This window comes from Rhodopseudomonas sp. NSM (assembly GCF_052445935.1).
Lineage (GTDB): Bacteria > Pseudomonadota > Alphaproteobacteria > Rhizobiales > Xanthobacteraceae > Rhodopseudomonas.
In genome coordinates this window covers 664,050-681,100 of the sequence record NZ_JBQTCH010000001.1, presented here as the reverse complement: position 1 = coordinate 681,100, position 17,051 = coordinate 664,050, and the positions used below count along the sequence as shown (strand labels likewise).

Sequence of the window (17,051 nt, the reverse complement as noted above, 5' to 3'; positions counted from 1 at the left end):
TTCGTCATGAACGTCATGCCCCGCTATTCCGGTCCGATCGGAGAATCGATCGTCAGCGATCCCGCTGATATCGACGTCGCAGCGGATGCTGCCGGCGCTGCCCCTGTTGCCGACGCGGCGAAGCCCGCGATCAACGCGGCGGCGACCAAGGCCGACGGCCTCGGCTGCCATGCCGGCGCCGCCGAGATGAAGGCGGCGGCCGAAGCCGCGGGCAAGAGCGAGATTCTCGATCGCTACGCCGAGGACTATCCGAAGGGGCCGCACGATCAGCCGCAGAGCATGTGCCCGGCATTCGGCAGCCTGCGCGTCGGCCTGCGGATGCGGCGCACCGCGACGATTCTGTCCGGCTCGGCCTGCTGCGTCTACGGCCTGACCTTCACGTCGCATTTCTACGGCGCGCGCCGCACCGTCGGCTACGTGCCGTTCAATTCCGAGACGCTGGTCACCGGCAAGCTGTTCGAGGACATCCGCGAAGCCGTGTTCAAGCTCGCCGATCCCGAGCATTACGACACCATCATCATCACCAATCTCTGCGTGCCGACCGCCTCCGGCGTGCCGCTCGATCTGCTGCCCAACGAGATCAACGGCGTCCGCATCATCGGCATCGACGTTCCCGGTTTCGGCGTGCCGACCCACGCGGAAGCCAAGGATGTGTTGTCCGCGGCGATGCTGGAATACGCCCGCAAGGAAGCGGAGCAGGGTCCTGTGCAGGCGCCGCGCGGCGGCCGCAGCGAGCGGCCGACGGTGACGCTGCTCGGCGAAATGTTTCCAGCCGATCCGGTCGGCATCAACATGATGCTGGAGCCGCTCGGCCTTGCCGCCGGACCGGTGGTGCCGACCCGCGAATGGCGTGAACTGTATGCCGCGCTGGACTGCCAGGTGGTTGCCGCCATTCATCCGTTCTACACCGCCTGCATCCGCCAGTTCGATCTCGCCGGCCGCAAGACCGTGGGCTCCGCGCCGGTCGGCCACGACGGCACCGAGGCCTGGCTGGAAGCGATCGGCACCGCCTGCAACGTCGAGCGCGCCAAGATCGACGCCGCCAAGAACCGCTTCCTGCCCGCCATCAAGGCGGCGCTGGCCGCCAAGCCGATCGACGCGCGCATCACCGTCTCGGGCTACGAGGGCTCCGAGCTGCTGGTTGCGCGGCTGCTGATCGAGAGCGGCGCGCGGGTGCCTTATGTCGGCACCGCAGCTCCGCGCACGCAATGGTCGGAGCCGGATCGCGAATGGCTCGAGGCCAAGGGCGTCAGGGTTCAGTACCGGGCGTCGCTGCAGCACGACTATGCGGCGATCGACGAATTCAAGCCGGATCTGGCGATCGGCACCACACCGGTGGTGCAGAAGGCCAAGACCATGGCGATCCCGGCCTTGTACTTCACCAACCTGATCTCGGCGCGGCCGCTGTTCGGCGTCGCCGGCGCCGGCTCGCTGGCGCAGGTGGTCAATGCCGCGCTCGCCAATCAGGCGCGCTTCGATGAGATGAAGGAATTCTTCGGCGAGGTCGGGCAGGGCTATGCGGCGGGGGTCTGGGAAGACACGCCGAAAGACAACCCCGCGTTCCGCGAGAAATACAGGAAGCAGATCGAGGCCGCAGCCAAGAAGCGCAAGGCGGAGGAGATGATCTGATGCTTGTCCTCGATCATGATCGCGCCGGCGGCTATTGGGGCGCCGTCTATGCCTTCACCGCGGTGAAGGGCCTGCAGGTGATCATCGACGGCCCGGTCGGCTGCGAGAACCTGCCGGTGACCTCGGTGCTGCATTACACCGACGCGCTGCCGCCGCACGAACTGCCGATCGTCGTCACCGGTCTCGGTGAAGACGAACTCGGCAAGCTCGGCACCGAAGGCGCCATGAAGCGCGCGCATCGCACGCTCGACCCGTTCATGCCCGCGGTGGTTGTGACCGGTTCGATCGCCGAGATGATAGGCGGCGGCGTGACGCCGGAAGGCACCGGCATCAAGCGCTTCCTGCCGCGCACGATCGACGAGGACCAGTGGCAGAGCGCCGATCGCGCGATCTCCTGGCTGTGGAAAGAATACGGCCCGAAGAAAATTCCGGAGCGCAAGCCGCTGTCGCCCGACGTCAAGCCGCGGGTCAACATCATCGGCCCGATCTACGGCACCTTCAACATGCCGTCCGACCTCGCGGAAATCCGCCGCCTGATCGAAGGCATCGGCGCCGACGTCAACATGGTGTTTCCGCTCGGAACGCACCTGTCCGACATTCCGAAACTGGTGAATGCCGACGTCAACGTCTGTATGTATCGCGAATTCGGCCGGCTGTTGTGCGAGGCGCTCGAGCGGCCCTATCTGCAGGCGCCGATCGGGCTGCATTCGACCACGCGCTTCCTGCGCAAGCTCGGCGAATTGCTCGGGCTCGATCCGGAGCCGTTCATCGAGCGCGAAAAGAACACCACGATCAAGCCGCTGTGGGACCTTTGGCGCTCGGTGACCCAGGATTTCTTCGGCACCGCCAGCTTCGCGATCGTCGCGACCGATACTTACACCCGCGGCGTGCAGAACTTTCTCGAAACCGAGATGGGACTGCCCTGCACCTTCGCTGTGTCGCGCAGGGCCGGCGTCAAGCCGGACAACGACGCGGTCCGCACCGCGATTCGGCAGACGCCGCCGCTGATCATGTTCGGCAGCTACAACGAAAGAATGTATCTGGCCGAATCCGGCTCGCGCGCGATCTACATCCCGGCGTCTTTCCCCGGAGCGGTGATTCGCCGCCACCTCGGTACGCCGTTCATGGGCTACTCCGGCGCGACCTATCTGGTGCAGGAAGTCTGCAACGCGCTGTTCGACGCGCTGTTCAACATCCTGCCGCTCGGCAGCGATCTCGATCGGGTCGATCCGACCCCGGCGCGCCGTCACGAAGAGCTGCTCTGGAGCGACGAGGCCAAGGCGCTGCTCGACGAGGTTCTCGAAGCTCATCCGGTGCTGGTGCGAATCTCAGCGGCGAAGCGCTTGCGCGATGCCGCCGAGAACAGCGCGCGCCGCGCCGGCCAAGAGCGTGTGACCGAAGAATTCGTCTCGAAAGCGCGTGCTGCTCTGATGGACGGCCAGACTGTGTAACGATGATTTGAGCTAGAACAATGCGCATCACAATGTCGCGACCAAATATGCGCAATCCAAGACTGAGGAGATGAACGATGTCCGACTACGTCCACACCGGCAGTCGCTCGAGGTTGCTCCAGGATAACGCCGCGATCGAATGCCGGCTGATGTTCGGCGGCTGCTACGTCTTGTTTCTGATCCGCGCGATTGTGACGCGCGCGATGCCGTGGCGCAGGAAGTCGGGACAGCATGAATCGGTTTTCGGTGAAGCCCACAGCGCCGCGAGTGTGATGGTCACCTCGTCGTTCATGGGAATGTAATTCGAATTTCGTCCGGCTTGCCGGACGGAACACTGCCGTCTCGGAAACGAAACGGTAACTCGCTGTCGTTTCGGAAACGATACGGCAATCGTTGGCCGCCCGCGATTTTGGGCGGCGTGTCGGCCGATAAGGCCATCACTAGGAGGTGTACCAAATGAGTGACGGTTCCATCTCGGGACTTTCCGAAGCGGAAGCCAAGGAATTCCACTCGATCTTCGTGACCAGCTTCTTCCTCTTCATTGTGGTCGCTGTTGTCGCTCACATCCTCGCCTGGATGTGGCGTCCGTGGCTCGCCCCGGTGGGCGGCTACAAGACTGCGCTCGATAGCGTCCAGCAACTCGCTTCGTATCTGTGCTAAGGGGAGACTACTATGTGGCGAATTTGGCTTCTTTTTGATCCGCGTCGCGCGCTGGTCCTGCTGTTCGTGTTCCTGTTCGGCCTGGGCATCATCATCCACTTCATCCTGCTGAGCACCGACCGGTTCAACTGGCTGGACGGCCCGAAGAAGACGGCTGAGATCTCTCAGACCTACACCAGCATGCCCGTCTAACGGCGTGATGAACTGCTTACCGGAACGGACGGGAAACGGAGCGAACTGCCGGGCTCGTCCGCTTCCGGGAAGCTATTTGAACTGGATCACTACGATGGATTATCCCTGGCGCGCTCGCGGAGGAACGATCGATGGCAATGCTCAGCTTTGAGAAAAAATACCGCGTTCGTGGCGGAACGCTAATCGGGGGCGACCTGTTCGATTTTTGGGTTGGCCCGTTCTATGTCGGGTTCTTCGGTGTCGCGACGGTTTTCTGCGCGCTCATGGGGACCGCGTTGATCATCTGGAATACTGCGATGGGCCCGACCTGGGTTCTTTGGCAGATCAGCGTCAACCCGCCGGATGCCAAATACGGCCTCGGCTTTGCGCCGCTCACTGAAGGCGGCATCTGGCAATGGGTCACGATCTTCGCAACCGGCGCGTTCGTCGCGTGGGCCCTGCGTGAAGTTGAAATCTGCCGCAAGCTCGGCATCGGCTATCATGTGCCGTTCGCTTTCAGCTTCGCGATCTTTGCATATCTCTCTCTTGTGGTGATCCGCCCGGTTCTGATGGGCTCCTGGAGCTACGGCTTTCCCTACGGCATCTTCACGCATCTCGATTGGGTGTCGAACACGGGCTACGCCTACGGCCAGTTCCACTACAATCCCGCACACATGATCGCGATCACCTTCTTCTTCACGACATGTCTGGCGCTGGCGCTGCATGGCGGCCTTGTTCTGTCGGCCCTGAATCCGGACCGTGGCGAGCCCGTCAAGTCGCCCGAGCACGAGAACACCATCTTCCGCGACCTCGTCGGCTATTCGATCGGTACCATCGGCATTCACCGCCTCGGCCTCTTCCTGGCGCTGGCGGCTGTGTTCTTCAGCGCGGTCTGCATGATCATCAGCGGCCCGGTGCTCGCCGAAGGTGGTTCGTGGCCGGATTGGTGGAACTGGTGGCGCACCCTGCCGATCTGGAATTCGTAATTCAACCGGTCACAAGAGAGTCTTGTCATGGCCCAATATCAGAACATCTTCACACAGGTCCAGGTTGAAGGACCTGCCTATGCGGGGGTGCCGCTAAGACCCGGCAGCTCCCCCCGCGAGACCAAGACCACCTTCAACTACTGGCTTGGTAAGCTCGGCGATGCGCAGGTGGGCCCGATCTATCTCGGGTTCACCGGGATCTGCTCGGTCCTGTGCGGCTTCGTCGCGATCGAGATCATCGGCCTCAACATGCTGGCGTCGGTGAACTGGAGTCCGATCGAGTTCCTGCGCCAGTTCTGCTGGCTCGCGCTCGAGCCGCCGAAGCCGGAATACGGTCTGTCGATCCCGCCGCTCAAGGAAGGTGGCTGGTGGCTGATGGCCGGCTTCTTCCTGACGGTGTCCATCTCGCTGTGGTGGGTTCGCACCTATCGCCGCGCACGGGCACTGGGCATGGGCACGCATGTGTCGTGGGCGTTCGCTTCGGCGATCCTGCTGTACCTCGCCATCGGCTTCATTCAGCCGCTGCTGATGGGCTCCTGGAGTGAAGCTCCGCCGTTCGGCGTCTTCCCGCACCTCGACTGGACCAACAACTTCTCGATCAAGTACGGCAACCTTTACTACAACCCCTTCCACTGCCTCTCGATCGCTTTCCTGTATGGCTCGGCCCTGCTGTTCGCTATGCATGGTGCGACCATTCTGGCCGTGAGCCGCTACGGCGGCGAGCGCGAAATCGAGCAGATGCTGGACCGCGGTACCGCACTTGAGCGCGCTGCCCTGTTCTGGCGCTGGACGATGGGCTTCAATGCGACGGCCGAATCGATCCATCGCTGGGCCTGGTGGTTTGCCGTGCTCACCCCGTTGACGGGCGCGATCGGCATCATCCTCACCGGTCCGGTGGTCGACAACTGGTTCGACTGGGGTGTGAAGCACGGCCTCGCTCCGCCGCGCTAAGCGACCCGACATCGAGACGACAAATCGCGCACGCCTGATTGCAAAAATCCGATCAGGCGTGCGCTGCTACTTTTCCGCCCCCCAACAGGTGTCACCCGAGAGAAGTTTTTCCTGCCGGTAATGACGTTTGCAACGATGTGCGGTAAGGGAAACCCTTCCCACCCGCGCCTGTCAGGCCAACAACAAGCTCGTCGACAACGAATCGGAACCACCCAGAGGGCTCCGGATCAGTCAGAAGACCCGACTTGATTGGACGCGGACGCCGGAGTGGGGGACGGGTTATTGCAGGAGGATATTTGCCCTGGTGCAAGTGTTCAAATCTCCGAAGGAGTCGCTGGGGGATCTCGGTGCCCAGTCTGCCGCGAAACTGATCGCCGCTGCGACCGACGTCGCGCTGGTGGTCGACGCGCAGGGCGTGATCCGGGATGTGGCGTTCAACAAGGACGAGTTGGCGCTGGAACTGGACGGTCAGGGCCGTTGGCTCGGATCCAGGCTGGTCGACATCGTGACCTCGGACACCCAGCCCAAAATTCGCGAATTACTGCTCGACGCCACCGTGCGTGACGCTTCGACCTGGCGTCAGGTCAATCATCCCTCGCCGGGCGGCGACGACGTCCCGGTGCTGTACTCCGCCGTAAATTTCGGTCGCGACGACCGCCTGCTGGTGGTCGGCCGTGATCTGCGTCAACTCGCGATGATGCAGCAGCGTCTAATCAACGCGCAGCAGTCGATGGAGCGGGACTACATCCGACTGCGACACGCCGAAACACGGTATCGGCTGCTGTTTCAGGTCTCTTCGGAAGCCGTCATGATCGTCGATGCGACCACCGAGCTCATTGTCGACGCCAACCCTGCGACGCTGGCGCTGTTCGACATGACCGCGGCGCAGGCGCTGAATTCTGCCGTCGCCGCTCATTTCGGGAGCGCCGACCAGCAGAGCGTGCTGAAACTGTTCGGCGAGGTTCGCTCCACCGGCCGCGACGGCCGGGCGAAGGTGCGGCTGGCCAGCAGCGGCCGTGAATGTGACTTGTCGGCGTCGCTGTTCAGGCAGGAGAACGCTTCGCTGTTTCTGGTCCGCCTGACCTCGCAATCGGCGATGCCGGAAAGCGGTGCGGCCAGGAATGCGTCGCTCCTGCTGAAATACTTCGAATCCGCCGCCGACGCGCTCGCTATTACCCAGTTCGACGGTCGCCTGGTGCGGGCCAATCTCGCCTTCCTGGAAATGGCGCAACTCGGTAGCGCCGAACAGGCGCGCGGCCAATTGCTCGATCGGTGGCTCGGCCGCACCGGCGTCGATCTCAGCGTGGCGCTGGCCAATCTGCGGCAGAGCGGCACGATCAAGCTGTTCGCGACGGTGCTGCGCGGCGAATACGGCGCCGCCGCCGAAGTCGAGGTTTCGGCGGTCGCGCTGAACGACATCGAGGACAAGCCGTGCTTCGGCTTCGCGATCCGCAACGTCGAGAAGCGGCTGCCGGCGTCGCCGAACTCGAAGCGCGAACTGCCGCGCTCGGTGGCGCAGCTCACCGAGTTGATCGGCCGGGTGCCGCTGCGCGATCTGGTGCGCGAAACCACGGATGTGATCGAAAAGCTGTCGATCGAGGCGGCACTCGAGCTGACCGGCGACAATCGGGCGTCGGCGGCCGACATGCTCGGCCTCAGCCGCCAAAGCCTGTATGTGAAACTGCGCCGCTACGGCCTCGCGGAACATGCGCCCGAAGGAGAGGCCGCCGATGAATAGCAACCACGAGCAACGATCATGAGTGAGCCGATGAGCAACGCAGTGGTCGCGCGCCCCGCTCCGGCCGATGTGCTCGAGCTGCTCAAGCCGATCACCTGGTTCCCGCCAATGTGGGCGTTCGGCTGCGGCGTGGTATCGTCCGGCGCGCCGTTGTCTGAGCGATGGCCGCTGGTGATGGCCGGCATTTTGCTCGCCGGCCCGATGCTGTGCGGCATGAGCCAGGCGGTGAACGACTGGTACGATCGCCACGTCGACGCCATCAACGAACCCAACCGGCCGATCCCGTCGGGCCGGATTCCCGGCAATTGGGGTCTGTATATCGCGATCTGCTGGTCGGTGCTCTCGATGTTGCTGGCCGCCGCACTCGGGCCGTGGGTGTTCGTCGCCGCGGCGCTCGGCCTGGTGATGGCCTGGGCCTACAGCATGCCGCCGATCCGGCTGAAGCAGAACGGCTGGCTCGGCAATGCCGCCTGCGGCCTCGCTTACGAGAGCCTGCCCTGGTTCACCGGCGCCGCCGTGATGTCGGCCGCGATCCCGGACTGGCGCGTCATCGTCGTCGCGTTGCTGTACGGTCTCGGCGCTCACGGCATCATGACGCTCAACGACTTCAAGGCGATCGACGGCGACAAGAAAATGGGCGTCAATTCGCTGCCGGTGCTGCTCGGCGCCGAGAATGCGGCCCGGCTTGCCTGCGTGGTGATGGCGGTTCCGCAACTCGTCGTCGTATCGCTGCTGTTCGCCTGGGACCGGCCGTATTTCGCGATCGCCGTCTCCGCGCTGCTTGTGCTGCAACTCGGCTTCATGGCGCACATGTTGAAGGCCCCGCGCGAGCGCGCGCCATGGTATAATGGCACGGGCGTCTCGAGCTATGTGCTCGGCATGTTGATCAGCGCCTTCGCGCTGTCATCCATCGGAGGGGCATGACCATGATGCGACCGCTGTCCTGGCTCGGCATTGTGCGGATGGGTCTGGTGCAGACCGGCCTCGGCGCCATCGTCGTGCTGACCACGTCGACCCTGAACCGCGTGATGGTGGTCGAACTGGCGCTGCCGGCGATGCTGCCCGGCGCGCTGGTCGCGATCCACTACGCGCTGCAGGTATTCCGCCCGGCCTGGGGCCACGGCTCCGACCGCGGCGCGCGGCGGACGCCGTGGATCATCGGCGGCATGGCGGTGCTCGCGCTCGGCGGCTTCCTTGCAGCGGTCGCCACCGCCTGGATGAGCACCCAGCCGCTGTTCGGCGTGGCCCTCGCGATCGTCGCGTTCTGCCTGATCGGCGGCGGTGTCGGCGCCGCCGGCACTTCGCTGCTGGTGCTGCTCGCCAAGCGCACCGACGAGCGCCGGCGCGCGGCGGCCGCGACCATCGTCTGGGTGATGATGATCGCAGGCTTCATCGTCACCACCGGCTTCGCCGGCCATCTGCTCGATCCGTTCTCGCCGGCGCGTCTGGTCGCGGTGTCGGGCGGCGTGTCGGTGATCGCGATGCTGCTCACTGTGGTCGGCGTCTGGGGCATTGAAGGCAAGGCCGCCACTGCCGCGGCGGTGGCAAAGCAGGCCGCCGACAAGGGCTCGTTCCGTGCCGCGTTCAAGGAAGTCTGGGCCGAGCCGCAGGCGCGACGGTTCGCGATCTTCGTGTTCGTGTCGATGCTCGCCTACAGCGCGCAGGACCTGATCCTGGAGCCGTTCGCCGGGGCGGTGTTCGGCTTTACGCCGGGCGAGACCACCAAGCTGTCGAGCGTGCAGCACGGCGGCACTTTGATCGGCATGGCGCTGGTGCCGCTGATCGGCGCGTTGCTGCCCCGCACACGCGGCAATCTCCAGGTCTGGACCGTCGGCGGCTGCATCGCCTCGGCGATCGCCTTGCTGGGCCTGTCGACCGCCGCAATGGTCGGGCCGTCGTGGCCGCTGCGCGAGACCGTGTTCCTGCTCGGCGTCACCAACGGCGCCTACGCCGTCGCCGCGATCGGCTCGATGATGGAACTGGTCACCGCCGGTGGCGAAAAGCGCGAAGGCGTCCGCATGGGTCTGTGGGGCGCGGCGCAGGCGATCGCCTTCGGCATCGGTGGATTCATCGGCACGCTGGCGAGCGACGTTGCACGCTTCATCCTGACGTCGCCGGCGCTGTCTTATGCTTCGGTGTTCGCTGCCGAAGCCGGGCTGTTCATTGCCTCTGCGGCGATGGCGGTGTGGGTGCATCGCGCCCAGATCCGCTCCGCCAAGAGTGGGGGCCAAGTCGTCGATCTGTCCAATGCTGCCGTTGCGGGAGGTTGAGATGAATGAGAATTCCGCGATCTACGACGTTGTCATTGTCGGCGGCGGTCCGTCCGGCGCCACTGCGGCCTGCGATCTCGCACGGGCCGGCAAGCGCGTCGTGCTGCTCGATCGCGCCGGCCGCATCAAGCCTTGCGGCGGCGCAATTCCGCCGCGGGCGATCCGCGATTTCGCGATCCCCGACGGCATGCTGGTCGCCAAGATCAACGCCGCGCGGATGATATCGCCGACCGACGTGGAGGTCGACATGCCGATCGACGGCGGTTTCGTCGGCATGGTCGATCGCGAGCATTTCGACGAATGGCTGCGCCAGCGCGCCGCAAGCGTCGGCGCCGAGCGTCGCACCGGTCTGTTCCGGCACTTCACCCGCGACGAGAGCGGCGTCAACATCGTGCACTACGAGGAGCGCCAGCCCGACGGCACCATGCAGGAGCAGACCGTGCGGGCGCGGGCGATCATCGGTGCCGACGGCGCGGTGTCGGCGGTGGCGCGGCAGTTCCTGCCGGATGCCGACCGAGCGCCGTTCGTGTTCGCCTATCATGAGATCATCAAGGCGCCGCAGCCGGGCCAGGCCGCTTACGAGAGCCGGCGCTGCGACGTCTACTATCAGGGCAAGGTGTCGCCGGACTTCTACGGCTGGGTTTTCCCGCATGGCGACACCGTCAGCGTCGGTACCGGCTCGATGCACAAGGGCTTCTCGCTGCGCGATTCGGTCGCCGAACTGCGCAAGGCGACCGGGCTCGACGAGGTCGAGACAATCCGCAAGGAAGGCGCTCCGATTCCGCTGCATCCGCTGCCGCGCTGGGACGACGGCCACAGCGTGCTGCTCGCCGGCGATGCCGCCGGCGTGGTCGCGCCGGCTTCCGGCGAGGGGATTTACTACGCACTGGTCGGCGGTCGTCTCGCCGCGGAGGCGGTTGGCGAATTCCTCGAGACCGCCGACGCCAAAGCGCTGAAGCTGGCGCGCAAGCGCTTCATGCGCGCGAACGGCTCGGTGTTCCGCATCCTCGGCCTGATGCAATGGTACTGGTACGCCAGCGACAAGCGCCGCGAGCAATTCGTCAGTATCTGCCGCGATCACGACGTCCAGAAGTTGACCTGGGACGCCTACATGAACAAGAAACTGGTCCGCGCCAAGCCGATTGCCCATGTCCGGATCTTCTTCAAGAATCTGGCTCACATGACCGGTCTGGCCTCGGTCTAATCATCCTGCAGGTTCGACTTGAATCCGATTTTCGTTGCCTTTGCCGTCGCGATCCTCGTCGGACTGCTCGGCGGATCCCTGACTGACACCGGCGTCTGGTATCAGAGCCTGATCAAGCCGTGGTGGCAGCCGCCGGACTGGGCATTCGGGCCGGCATGGACGGTGATCTTCGCACTGGCCGCGATGTCCGCGATCCACGCCTGGCGCGGCGCCCGCACCAGGGCGCAGCGCGAATGGGTGGTCGGCATCTTCGCCGCCAACGGTTTCTTCAACCTGTTGTGGAGCATGCTGTTCTTCACCGTGCAGCGGCCGGACTGGGCGTTGCTCGAAGTGCCGCTGCTCTGGCTGTCGGTGCTGGTCGGAATCGTGGTGTTCTGGCGCAGCGCCCGGATCGCGAGCTATTATCTGGTGCCGTATCTGCTCTGGGTCAGCTTCGCTGCGTATCTGAACTGGACCGTTGTGCAGCTCAACACGCCGTTTTCGTAATCGCCGGATTGCCCGATGGCTCTGGTTTGCCGGTATCCACCATGTCGATGATGTCGGATTTGTTCGCGAGCGGCGTCATCGTCGATGCCGTGCTGATCGTGCTGGCTCTCGAGGCCTTCGCTGTCGTCGGCTATTGGCTGTGGAAGAAGCGAGGCATCGCGCCGGCCGATTTCCTGCCCGGTATGTTCTCGGGCGCTCTGATGCTGCTGGCGCTACGCGCCGTGCTCACAGGTGCTGGGTGGTTTGTGCCGACGCTTTGCCTGATGGCGGCGGGATTGGCCCACCTGATCGACGTCCTCCGACGCTGGCGGAACTGAACGTCTTCGGCGCGGGGCCCCCTGAACGGTGGCGGTACAGGGGCTGAAAAGCAAAAGCTCCGGTTCTGAGGATCAGAACCAGAGCTTTCGCGTCAGCAACATTCAGTTCAGAGAGAACGGTCCGGCTTACTTGAGCGTGGCAAGATATGCAGCGACGTCCTTGCGCTGTTGCTCGTTGGCCAGCTTGAAAGTCATCTTGGTCGAACCGGTGGCCTTGTCGGCCTGGCCCTTGTCGGTCAGGAACTTTTTCAGATAGGCGTTCGGATCCGGGAGGTAGGCGATGATGTTCTCCTGGGTCCAGACCAGACCGGCCTCGCCGGAATTGTGGTTCAGAGGCGAGTAGGTGAAGCCGGCTGCGGTGCCCGCCTTGCGGCCGACGACGCCCCCAAGTGCCGGGCCGACCATGTTCTTGTCGGCGCGATGGCAGGTCATGCACTGCTTGAACACGGCTTCGCCCTTGGCGGCGTCCTGCGCCGAGGCGGTACCTGTCGACAGAGATCCTGCGGCAGCGGTGATGGTGACAATTGCGAGAAGTTTTCGGACCACGTCTCTCTCCTAGATCTCGTCGTTACGCCCAACGGAATCAGGCCCTCTACGGACCGGACAACAACCCTATCCAAACCCGTTCTAAAGTGGCCTGTAAAGCAATTCTGACAATGGGTGTGGCTCTCCGTACAGAGTTTTCGCCGGTTACCGCCTTGAATTTGCGTAATTTTATTGCGGAATAGGCAATTCGACGGAATTCTTGACGGTTGGTTGCCGCTTTCACTTGTCAATGGCACGCCGTCTGCATAATTGCTTAAGGGCGTGACCGTTCGACTGCGTCTCGGTGACGCCGGACCGCCGCTTGCGAGTGGATCGATGTCTGCAAAGCCCGTCCAACCCGACATTACCCTCCTGCTGGATATGGATGGCGTGATACGCGACGCTTCCGTTTCGCCGGCTCTCGCCGGGGAGAGCGTGCAGGCATGGCTCGGCCGGGCCTGGACCGATATCGCCGGCGATGACGGTGGCGACAAGGTCCGGCGCATGGTCGAGGACGCCAGGACCAGCGGCATTTCTGCGTTTCGGCAGGTCAATCAGAGGTTTCCTTCGGGAGCCGAGCTTCCGATCGAGTTCACCACCATGCTGCTCGGTGATCGTACCGGGCTGCTCGCAGTGGGCAAGAACCTGCAGGCGGTCACCGAACTGCATGCGCGGCTGATTGCGGCGCAGCAAACGATCGAGCGCGATTACTGGCGGCTGCGGGAAATGGAGACGCGCTACCGGCTCGTGTTCGATGCTGCGACGGAGGCGGTGATGATCGTCTCGGCGAGCGATCTGCGCATCGTCGAGGCCAACCGGGCCGCGGTGCAGGCTCTCAGCGGCGCCGACCGGGACAACGATGATGTCACCGGCCGCGAGATTCTGAACGAAATCCTGCAGATCGATCGCGATGCGGTGCGCGAGATGCTTGCTCGGGTCCGCGACCGCGGCAAGGCGCTGAGCATCCTCGTGCATGTCGGCCGCGATGCACGCCCCTGGATGCTGCGCGGGTCGCTGGTTTCGTCGGAGCAGGGCCAGGTGTTCCTGCTGCAATTCTCCCCGGTCGCCACGACGCTGCGTGACGACGAACGCGCCGAGCCGACTGTCCTCAAGACGCTGATCGACCGCGTGCCGGACGGCTTCGTCGCGCTCGACGCCGCTGGCGTGATCCGCCACGCCAATCAGGCCTTTCTGGATATTGTGCAGATCGGCTCCAAGGGATCGGCGATCGGCGAATCGCTCGGGCGCTGGCTCAACCAGCCCGGCGCCGATCTCGCCGCGCTGCTGTCGCATCTGCAGCGCTACAAAACTGTGCGGCTGTTCCAGACCACCATCCGCGGCGAACTCGGCAGCGAGACCGAGGTCGAGATTTCGGCGGTCGACGGCGACGACCACAACTATGTGGGCGTCTTGATCCGCAATGTTTCGCGCCGTCTCGGCGGCGGTGAAAGCGACGCGTTGCGCTCCGCGCTGGGTCCGATCAGCAAGCAACTCGGCCGCTCGTCGCTACGAAAGCTTGTCAAGAATACGGTCGGTATCGTCGAACGTCATTACGTCAAGGAAGCTCTGGAACTAACCAAGGGCAACCGCACGGCGACTGCGGAATTGCTGGGCTTGAGCCGACAGAGTCTCTATGCCAAGCTCGCGCGTTACGGGCTCGACGACAAGGGTGCAGTCTCCCAAGACGCTGAGGACTGAGTGACGGCTGAAGCGACAATCTCCCCCGCATTCGGAACCGCCGACCTTTCGAATTGCGAGCAGGAGCAGATCCATCTTGCGGGTTCGATTCAGCCCCACGGCGCTCTGCTGGTGATCAGCGAGCCGGATCACCGCATTGTTCAAGCCAGCGCCAACGCCACCGAATTCCTCAATGTGAGGCAGGTGCTCGGCCTGCCGCTCGCCGAGCTCGAAGGCGATCTGCTGATGCGCATCCTGCCGCATCTCGATCCGACCTCCGAAGGAACGCCGATCGCTGTACGCTGCCGGATCGGTAATCCGGGTGCGGATTTCGACGGCCTGATCCATCGGCCGGCGGAGGGAGGCCTGATCGTCGAACTGGAACGCGCCGGTCCGCCGGTCGATCTGCCACTGATGGTCGGGCGCGCGCTCGACAAGATCCGAACCGCGAATTCGGTCCGCGCGCTGTGCGAGGAAGCCGCGCTGCTGTTTCAGAATCGCACCGGCTACGATCGGGTGATGGTGTATCGCTTCGACGAGGAAGGTCATGGCGAGGTGTTCTCCGAGCGCCACGTCCCGGGGCTCGAATCCTATCTCAGCAACCGCTACCCGTCCTCGGACATCCCTCAGATGGCGCGACGCCTGTACGAGCGGATTCGCGTGCGCGTGCTGGTCGACGTCGGCTACGAGCCGGTGCCGTTGCAGCCGCGGCTGTCGCCGCTCACCGGGCGCGACCTCGATATGTCGAGCTGCTTCCTCCGCTCGATGTCGCCGATCCATCTGCAATATCTGAAGAACATGGGCGTCCGCGCCACGCTGGTGGTCTCGCTGGTGGTGGGCGGCAAGCTGTGGGGCCTGGTCGCCTGTCATCACTATCAGCCGCGCTTCATCCATTTCGAACTGCGCGCCGTCTGCGAGTTGCTCGCCGAAGCGGTCGCCACGCGTATCACCGCGCTGGAGAGCTTCGCGCAGAGCCAGTCCGAATTGTTCGTGCAGCGGCTCGAACAGCGCATGATCGAGGCGATCTCGCGCGAGGGCGACTGGCGCGCGGCGATCTTCGACACCACGCAGTCGATCCTTCCGCCCGTCGGCGCAGTCGGTGGCGCCCTGGTGTATGAAGGGCAGGTGACCACGATCGGCGAGGTGCCGGGCACCCAGGATATCAGGGGTATTGCCGCCTGGCTCAGCCGCCAGCCGCGCGCGTCGGTGATTGCGACGTCGTCGCTCGGCCTCGACGCGGCGGAATTCGCTCCGCTGACGCGCGTGGCGAGCGGCGTCGCCGCTGCGCCGATCTCCAATCATCCGGGTGAATTCCTGATCTGGTTCCGGCCGGAGCGCGTGCGCACGGTCACCTGGGGCGGCGATCCGAAAAAGCCTTTCGTGATCGGCGACACCCCGGCCGATCTGTCGCCGCGGCGCTCGTTCGCCAAATGGAATCAGGTGGTCGAGGGGACGTCCGATCCGTGGACGCCCGCCGACCTCGCAGCAGCGCGGACGATCGGCCAGTCGGTCGCCGACATCGTCCTGCAGTTTCGCGCCGTGCGAACGCTGATCGCGCAGGAGCAGCTCGACCAGTTCTCCCGTCAGGTGCTGACCTCCGATCATCCGGTCGTGATCGCCGACATCGAAGGCAAGATCCTTCTGATGAACGACGCTTTCACGTCGATGCTGCCGCAAGCGCATGCGCCGGTCCATCGGCTCGACGATCTGGCTTCTGCTTTCGTCGAACCCTACGATTTCATGCGCAATGTCGGCGAACTGATCAGTCGCCGCCGTGGCTGGCGGGGCGAATTGCTGTTGCGCGGTGCGGGAAACGAATCGCGACCGCTGATGGTGCGGGCCGATCCGGTGGTCCCGTCGCGCGATCGTGCGCTCGGCTTCGTGCTGATCTTCACCGACAACACCGACCGGCGCGCTGCGGAGGCGGCGCGTAGCCGCTTCCAGGAAGGCATCATCAAGAGCAGTCGCGTCGGCAGCATGCGGCTGGATTCGAAATCCGACCTTGTCTATCAGAACCTGCTGTCGTCGCTGGTCGAGAACGCCCAACTCGCGGCGCTGGAAATCACCTATGGCGTCGAGACCGGGCGGATCGCCGAAATGCTCGAAGGCGTTCGCGATTCGACATTACGCACCGCGGAAGTGCTCGAGTATCTGATGCTGCATGCGTCCCGCACCGGCGGGGACGACAGCACGCCCAGGAATCTGACCAGGAAGAAGTAGGCGCCGGAATCATTCGGTTCGATGCTCCTGCGATGGCGCCGGGCTCACGGCGAGATGCCGCTGGACTGCGACAGACAGCGCGATGTTGCATTCGAAGGCGACCGCCCCCTCTGTTACGATTGCGTCGGAATCGGAGGCCCCTGCGCCGGCCCGTTCCAGCGCCTGGCGATAGTCCGACTTCAGCACCGCAGGCTCCGCAATTGCCGAGAAATCGTAATGGGAGAGTTCGGACGCGCCGAGCCCCAGCGATTTTTCGAGAAGGCGGCGCACGATCAGGCCGCCATTGAGGTCGCCGAGATAGCGTGTGTAGGCGTGCGCGATCAGTCGACTGCCGTCGCCCTCGGCCGCAAGCGCGACCGTATTGGCATAGGCGTTACCCTCCGGCAGCAGCGGCCATTGCTGCGCCCAGTCCGGGCCGGCCAGAGCGGCAAGATCCGCTGCGATTGCGGCCGTCCGGGCCAGACGCCAGCTTGCCAGCGGAGCGAGGATCGGGCTGTTGCGATGGCGCTCGAGCCCGTCCTCGATCGCGCGATACGCCGGATGCAGATTGCGCATCAGCAATACATAGGCTTCGCGGCTCGCGGCTCCGCGCAAGATTTCGGCCACGACGCCGGTCCGTTCGGCCTCGAGGTGTAGAGCTTTGGTGCGAACATAAAGGGCGGTGACGACGCTCGGCGCGCGGTTGTCCGCGGTGACTGTGACCATTTCGGCTCCCGGCTTGACGCCGCCTTATAGCAGAGCGGAAGCCGGGTCGCGACTGCGGGGC

General features: G+C 64.3%; 17 protein-coding genes. 15 read left to right on the top strand and 2 right to left on the bottom strand.

Going from position 1 to position 17,051, the window contains the following annotated elements; translation table 11 throughout:
• The first annotated feature begins 6 nt into the window (after positions 1-6).
• The 13 genes from bchY to ACTZWT_RS02990 all read left to right on the top strand — a co-directional run bounded on the left by bchY (position 7) and on the right by ACTZWT_RS02990 (position 11,863).
• Positions 7-1,629 carry a chlorophyllide a reductase subunit Y gene (gene bchY / locus ACTZWT_RS03050; protein ID WP_444768235.1) on the top strand — a complete coding sequence of 541 codons (1,623 nt, stop codon included), beginning with the start codon at positions 7-9 and terminating at the stop codon, positions 1,627-1,629.
• Complete coding sequence (gene bchZ / locus ACTZWT_RS03045) at positions 1,629-3,080, top strand: chlorophyllide a reductase subunit Z (protein ID WP_444768234.1); 1,452 nt, start codon at positions 1,629-1,631, stop codon at positions 3,078-3,080. Before bchY ends, bchZ begins: the two co-directional genes overlap by 1 nt.
• Positions 3,081-3,157: 77 nt before the next feature.
• On the top strand, positions 3,158-3,382 hold the full coding sequence (locus ACTZWT_RS03040; protein WP_444768233.1) for a hypothetical protein: 225 nt from the start codon (positions 3,158-3,160) through the stop codon (positions 3,380-3,382).
• A 154-nt stretch (positions 3,383-3,536) separates the two neighbouring features.
• Positions 3,537-3,740 carry a light-harvesting antenna LH1, beta subunit gene (gene pufB / locus ACTZWT_RS03035; RefSeq protein ID WP_444768232.1) on the top strand — a complete coding sequence of 68 codons (204 nt, stop codon included), beginning with the start codon at positions 3,537-3,539 and terminating at the stop codon, positions 3,738-3,740.
• 12 nt (positions 3,741-3,752) lie between these two features.
• Positions 3,753-3,932: a light-harvesting antenna LH1, alpha subunit gene (gene pufA / locus ACTZWT_RS03030; protein ID WP_444768231.1), complete on the top strand. Its 180-nt coding sequence runs from the start codon at positions 3,753-3,755 to the stop codon at positions 3,930-3,932.
• Between the two features lie 131 nt (positions 3,933-4,063).
• Positions 4,064-4,897: a photosynthetic reaction center subunit L gene (pufL, locus tag ACTZWT_RS03025; RefSeq protein WP_444768230.1), complete on the top strand. Its 834-nt coding sequence runs from the start codon at positions 4,064-4,066 to the stop codon at positions 4,895-4,897.
• A 27-nt stretch (positions 4,898-4,924) separates the two neighbouring features.
• On the top strand, positions 4,925-5,848 hold the full coding sequence (gene pufM / locus ACTZWT_RS03020; RefSeq protein ID WP_444768229.1) for a photosynthetic reaction center subunit M: 924 nt from the start codon (positions 4,925-4,927) through the stop codon (positions 5,846-5,848).
• A 304-nt stretch (positions 5,849-6,152) separates the two neighbouring features.
• Entirely contained in the window at positions 6,153-7,586 is a 1,434-nt protein-coding gene (ppsR, locus tag ACTZWT_RS03015; RefSeq protein ID WP_444768228.1) for a transcriptional regulator PpsR, read from the top strand.
• A gap of 30 nt (positions 7,587-7,616) precedes the next feature.
• The gene (chlG, locus tag ACTZWT_RS03010; RefSeq protein ID WP_444768227.1) at positions 7,617-8,510 is read left to right on the top strand and encodes a chlorophyll synthase ChlG; all 894 of its coding nucleotides are present in this window, start codon (positions 7,617-7,619) and stop codon (positions 8,508-8,510) included.
• Positions 8,511-8,512: 2 nt separating this feature from the next.
• The gene (locus ACTZWT_RS03005) at positions 8,513-9,856 is read left to right on the top strand and encodes a BCD family MFS transporter (protein WP_444768458.1); all 1,344 of its coding nucleotides are present in this window, start codon (positions 8,513-8,515) and stop codon (positions 9,854-9,856) included.
• Position 9,857: 1 nt separating this feature from the next.
• Positions 9,858-11,060 carry a geranylgeranyl diphosphate reductase gene (locus ACTZWT_RS03000; RefSeq protein ID WP_444768226.1) on the top strand — a complete coding sequence of 401 codons (1,203 nt, stop codon included), beginning with the start codon at positions 9,858-9,860 and terminating at the stop codon, positions 11,058-11,060.
• Positions 11,061-11,078: 18 nt separating this feature from the next.
• Entirely contained in the window at positions 11,079-11,546 is a 468-nt protein-coding gene (locus tag ACTZWT_RS02995; protein ID WP_444768225.1) for a TspO/MBR family protein, read from the top strand.
• Between the two features lie 41 nt (positions 11,547-11,587).
• Positions 11,588-11,863: a hypothetical protein gene (locus tag ACTZWT_RS02990; RefSeq protein ID WP_444768224.1), complete on the top strand. Its 276-nt coding sequence runs from the start codon at positions 11,588-11,590 to the stop codon at positions 11,861-11,863.
• Positions 11,864-11,989: 126 nt separating this feature from the next.
• Here the strand turns inward: ACTZWT_RS02990 and ACTZWT_RS02985 are convergent, their stop codons facing one another.
• Positions 11,990-12,409: a c-type cytochrome gene (locus ACTZWT_RS02985; protein WP_444768223.1), complete on the bottom strand. Its 420-nt coding sequence runs from the start codon at positions 12,407-12,409 to the stop codon at positions 11,990-11,992.
• A gap of 315 nt (positions 12,410-12,724) precedes the next feature.
• Here ACTZWT_RS02985 and ppsR (ACTZWT_RS02980) point away from each other — a divergent pair, with 315 nt between their 5' ends.
• Entirely contained in the window at positions 12,725-14,086 is a 1,362-nt protein-coding gene (gene ppsR, locus ACTZWT_RS02980; protein WP_444768222.1) for a transcriptional regulator PpsR, read from the top strand.
• A complete protein-coding gene (locus ACTZWT_RS02975) occupies positions 14,087-16,285 on the top strand; it encodes a GAF domain-containing protein (RefSeq protein ID WP_444768221.1) in 2,199 nt (732 codons plus the stop codon). It begins immediately after the preceding gene.
• A 9-nt stretch (positions 16,286-16,294) separates the two neighbouring features.
• On the opposite strand, the gene ACTZWT_RS02970 is transcribed toward ACTZWT_RS02975, so the two are convergent.
• Positions 16,295-16,990, bottom strand: a complete 696-nt coding sequence (locus tag ACTZWT_RS02970; RefSeq protein WP_444768220.1) for a biliverdin-producing heme oxygenase — start codon at positions 16,988-16,990, stop codon at positions 16,295-16,297.
• Between the last annotated feature and the right edge of the window lie 61 nt (positions 16,991-17,051).

What these genes read in the sequence shown, in the direction of transcription:
- pufA (WP_444768231.1), top strand. Translation starts at nt 3,753, where the DNA reads ATGTGGCGAATTTGGCTTCTTTTTGATCCGCGTCGCGCGCTGGTCCTG.
- ACTZWT_RS02990 (WP_444768224.1), top strand. Translation starts at nt 11,588, where the DNA reads ATGTCGATGATGTCGGATTTGTTCGCGAGCGGCGTCATCGTCGATGCC.
- ACTZWT_RS03000 (WP_444768226.1), top strand. Translation starts at nt 9,858, where the DNA reads ATGAATGAGAATTCCGCGATCTACGACGTTGTCATTGTCGGCGGCGGT.
- pufB (WP_444768232.1), top strand. Translation starts at nt 3,537, where the DNA reads ATGAGTGACGGTTCCATCTCGGGACTTTCCGAAGCGGAAGCCAAGGAA.
- ACTZWT_RS03005 (WP_444768458.1), top strand. Translation starts at nt 8,513, where the DNA reads ATGATGCGACCGCTGTCCTGGCTCGGCATTGTGCGGATGGGTCTGGTG.
- chlG (WP_444768227.1), top strand. Translation starts at nt 7,617, where the DNA reads ATGAGCAACGCAGTGGTCGCGCGCCCCGCTCCGGCCGATGTGCTCGAG.
- bchZ (WP_444768234.1), top strand. Translation starts at nt 1,629, where the DNA reads ATGCTTGTCCTCGATCATGATCGCGCCGGCGGCTATTGGGGCGCCGTC.
- pufM (WP_444768229.1), top strand. Translation starts at nt 4,925, where the DNA reads ATGGCCCAATATCAGAACATCTTCACACAGGTCCAGGTTGAAGGACCT.
- ACTZWT_RS02970 (WP_444768220.1), bottom strand. Translation starts at nt 16,990, where the DNA reads ATGGTCACAGTCACCGCGGACAACCGCGCGCCGAGCGTCGTCACCGCC.
- pufL (WP_444768230.1), top strand. Translation starts at nt 4,064, where the DNA reads ATGGCAATGCTCAGCTTTGAGAAAAAATACCGCGTTCGTGGCGGAACG.
- ppsR (WP_444768222.1), top strand. Translation starts at nt 12,725, where the DNA reads ATGTCTGCAAAGCCCGTCCAACCCGACATTACCCTCCTGCTGGATATG.
- bchY (WP_444768235.1), top strand. Translation starts at nt 7, where the DNA reads ATGAACGTCATGCCCCGCTATTCCGGTCCGATCGGAGAATCGATCGTC.
- ACTZWT_RS03040 (WP_444768233.1), top strand. Translation starts at nt 3,158, where the DNA reads ATGTCCGACTACGTCCACACCGGCAGTCGCTCGAGGTTGCTCCAGGAT.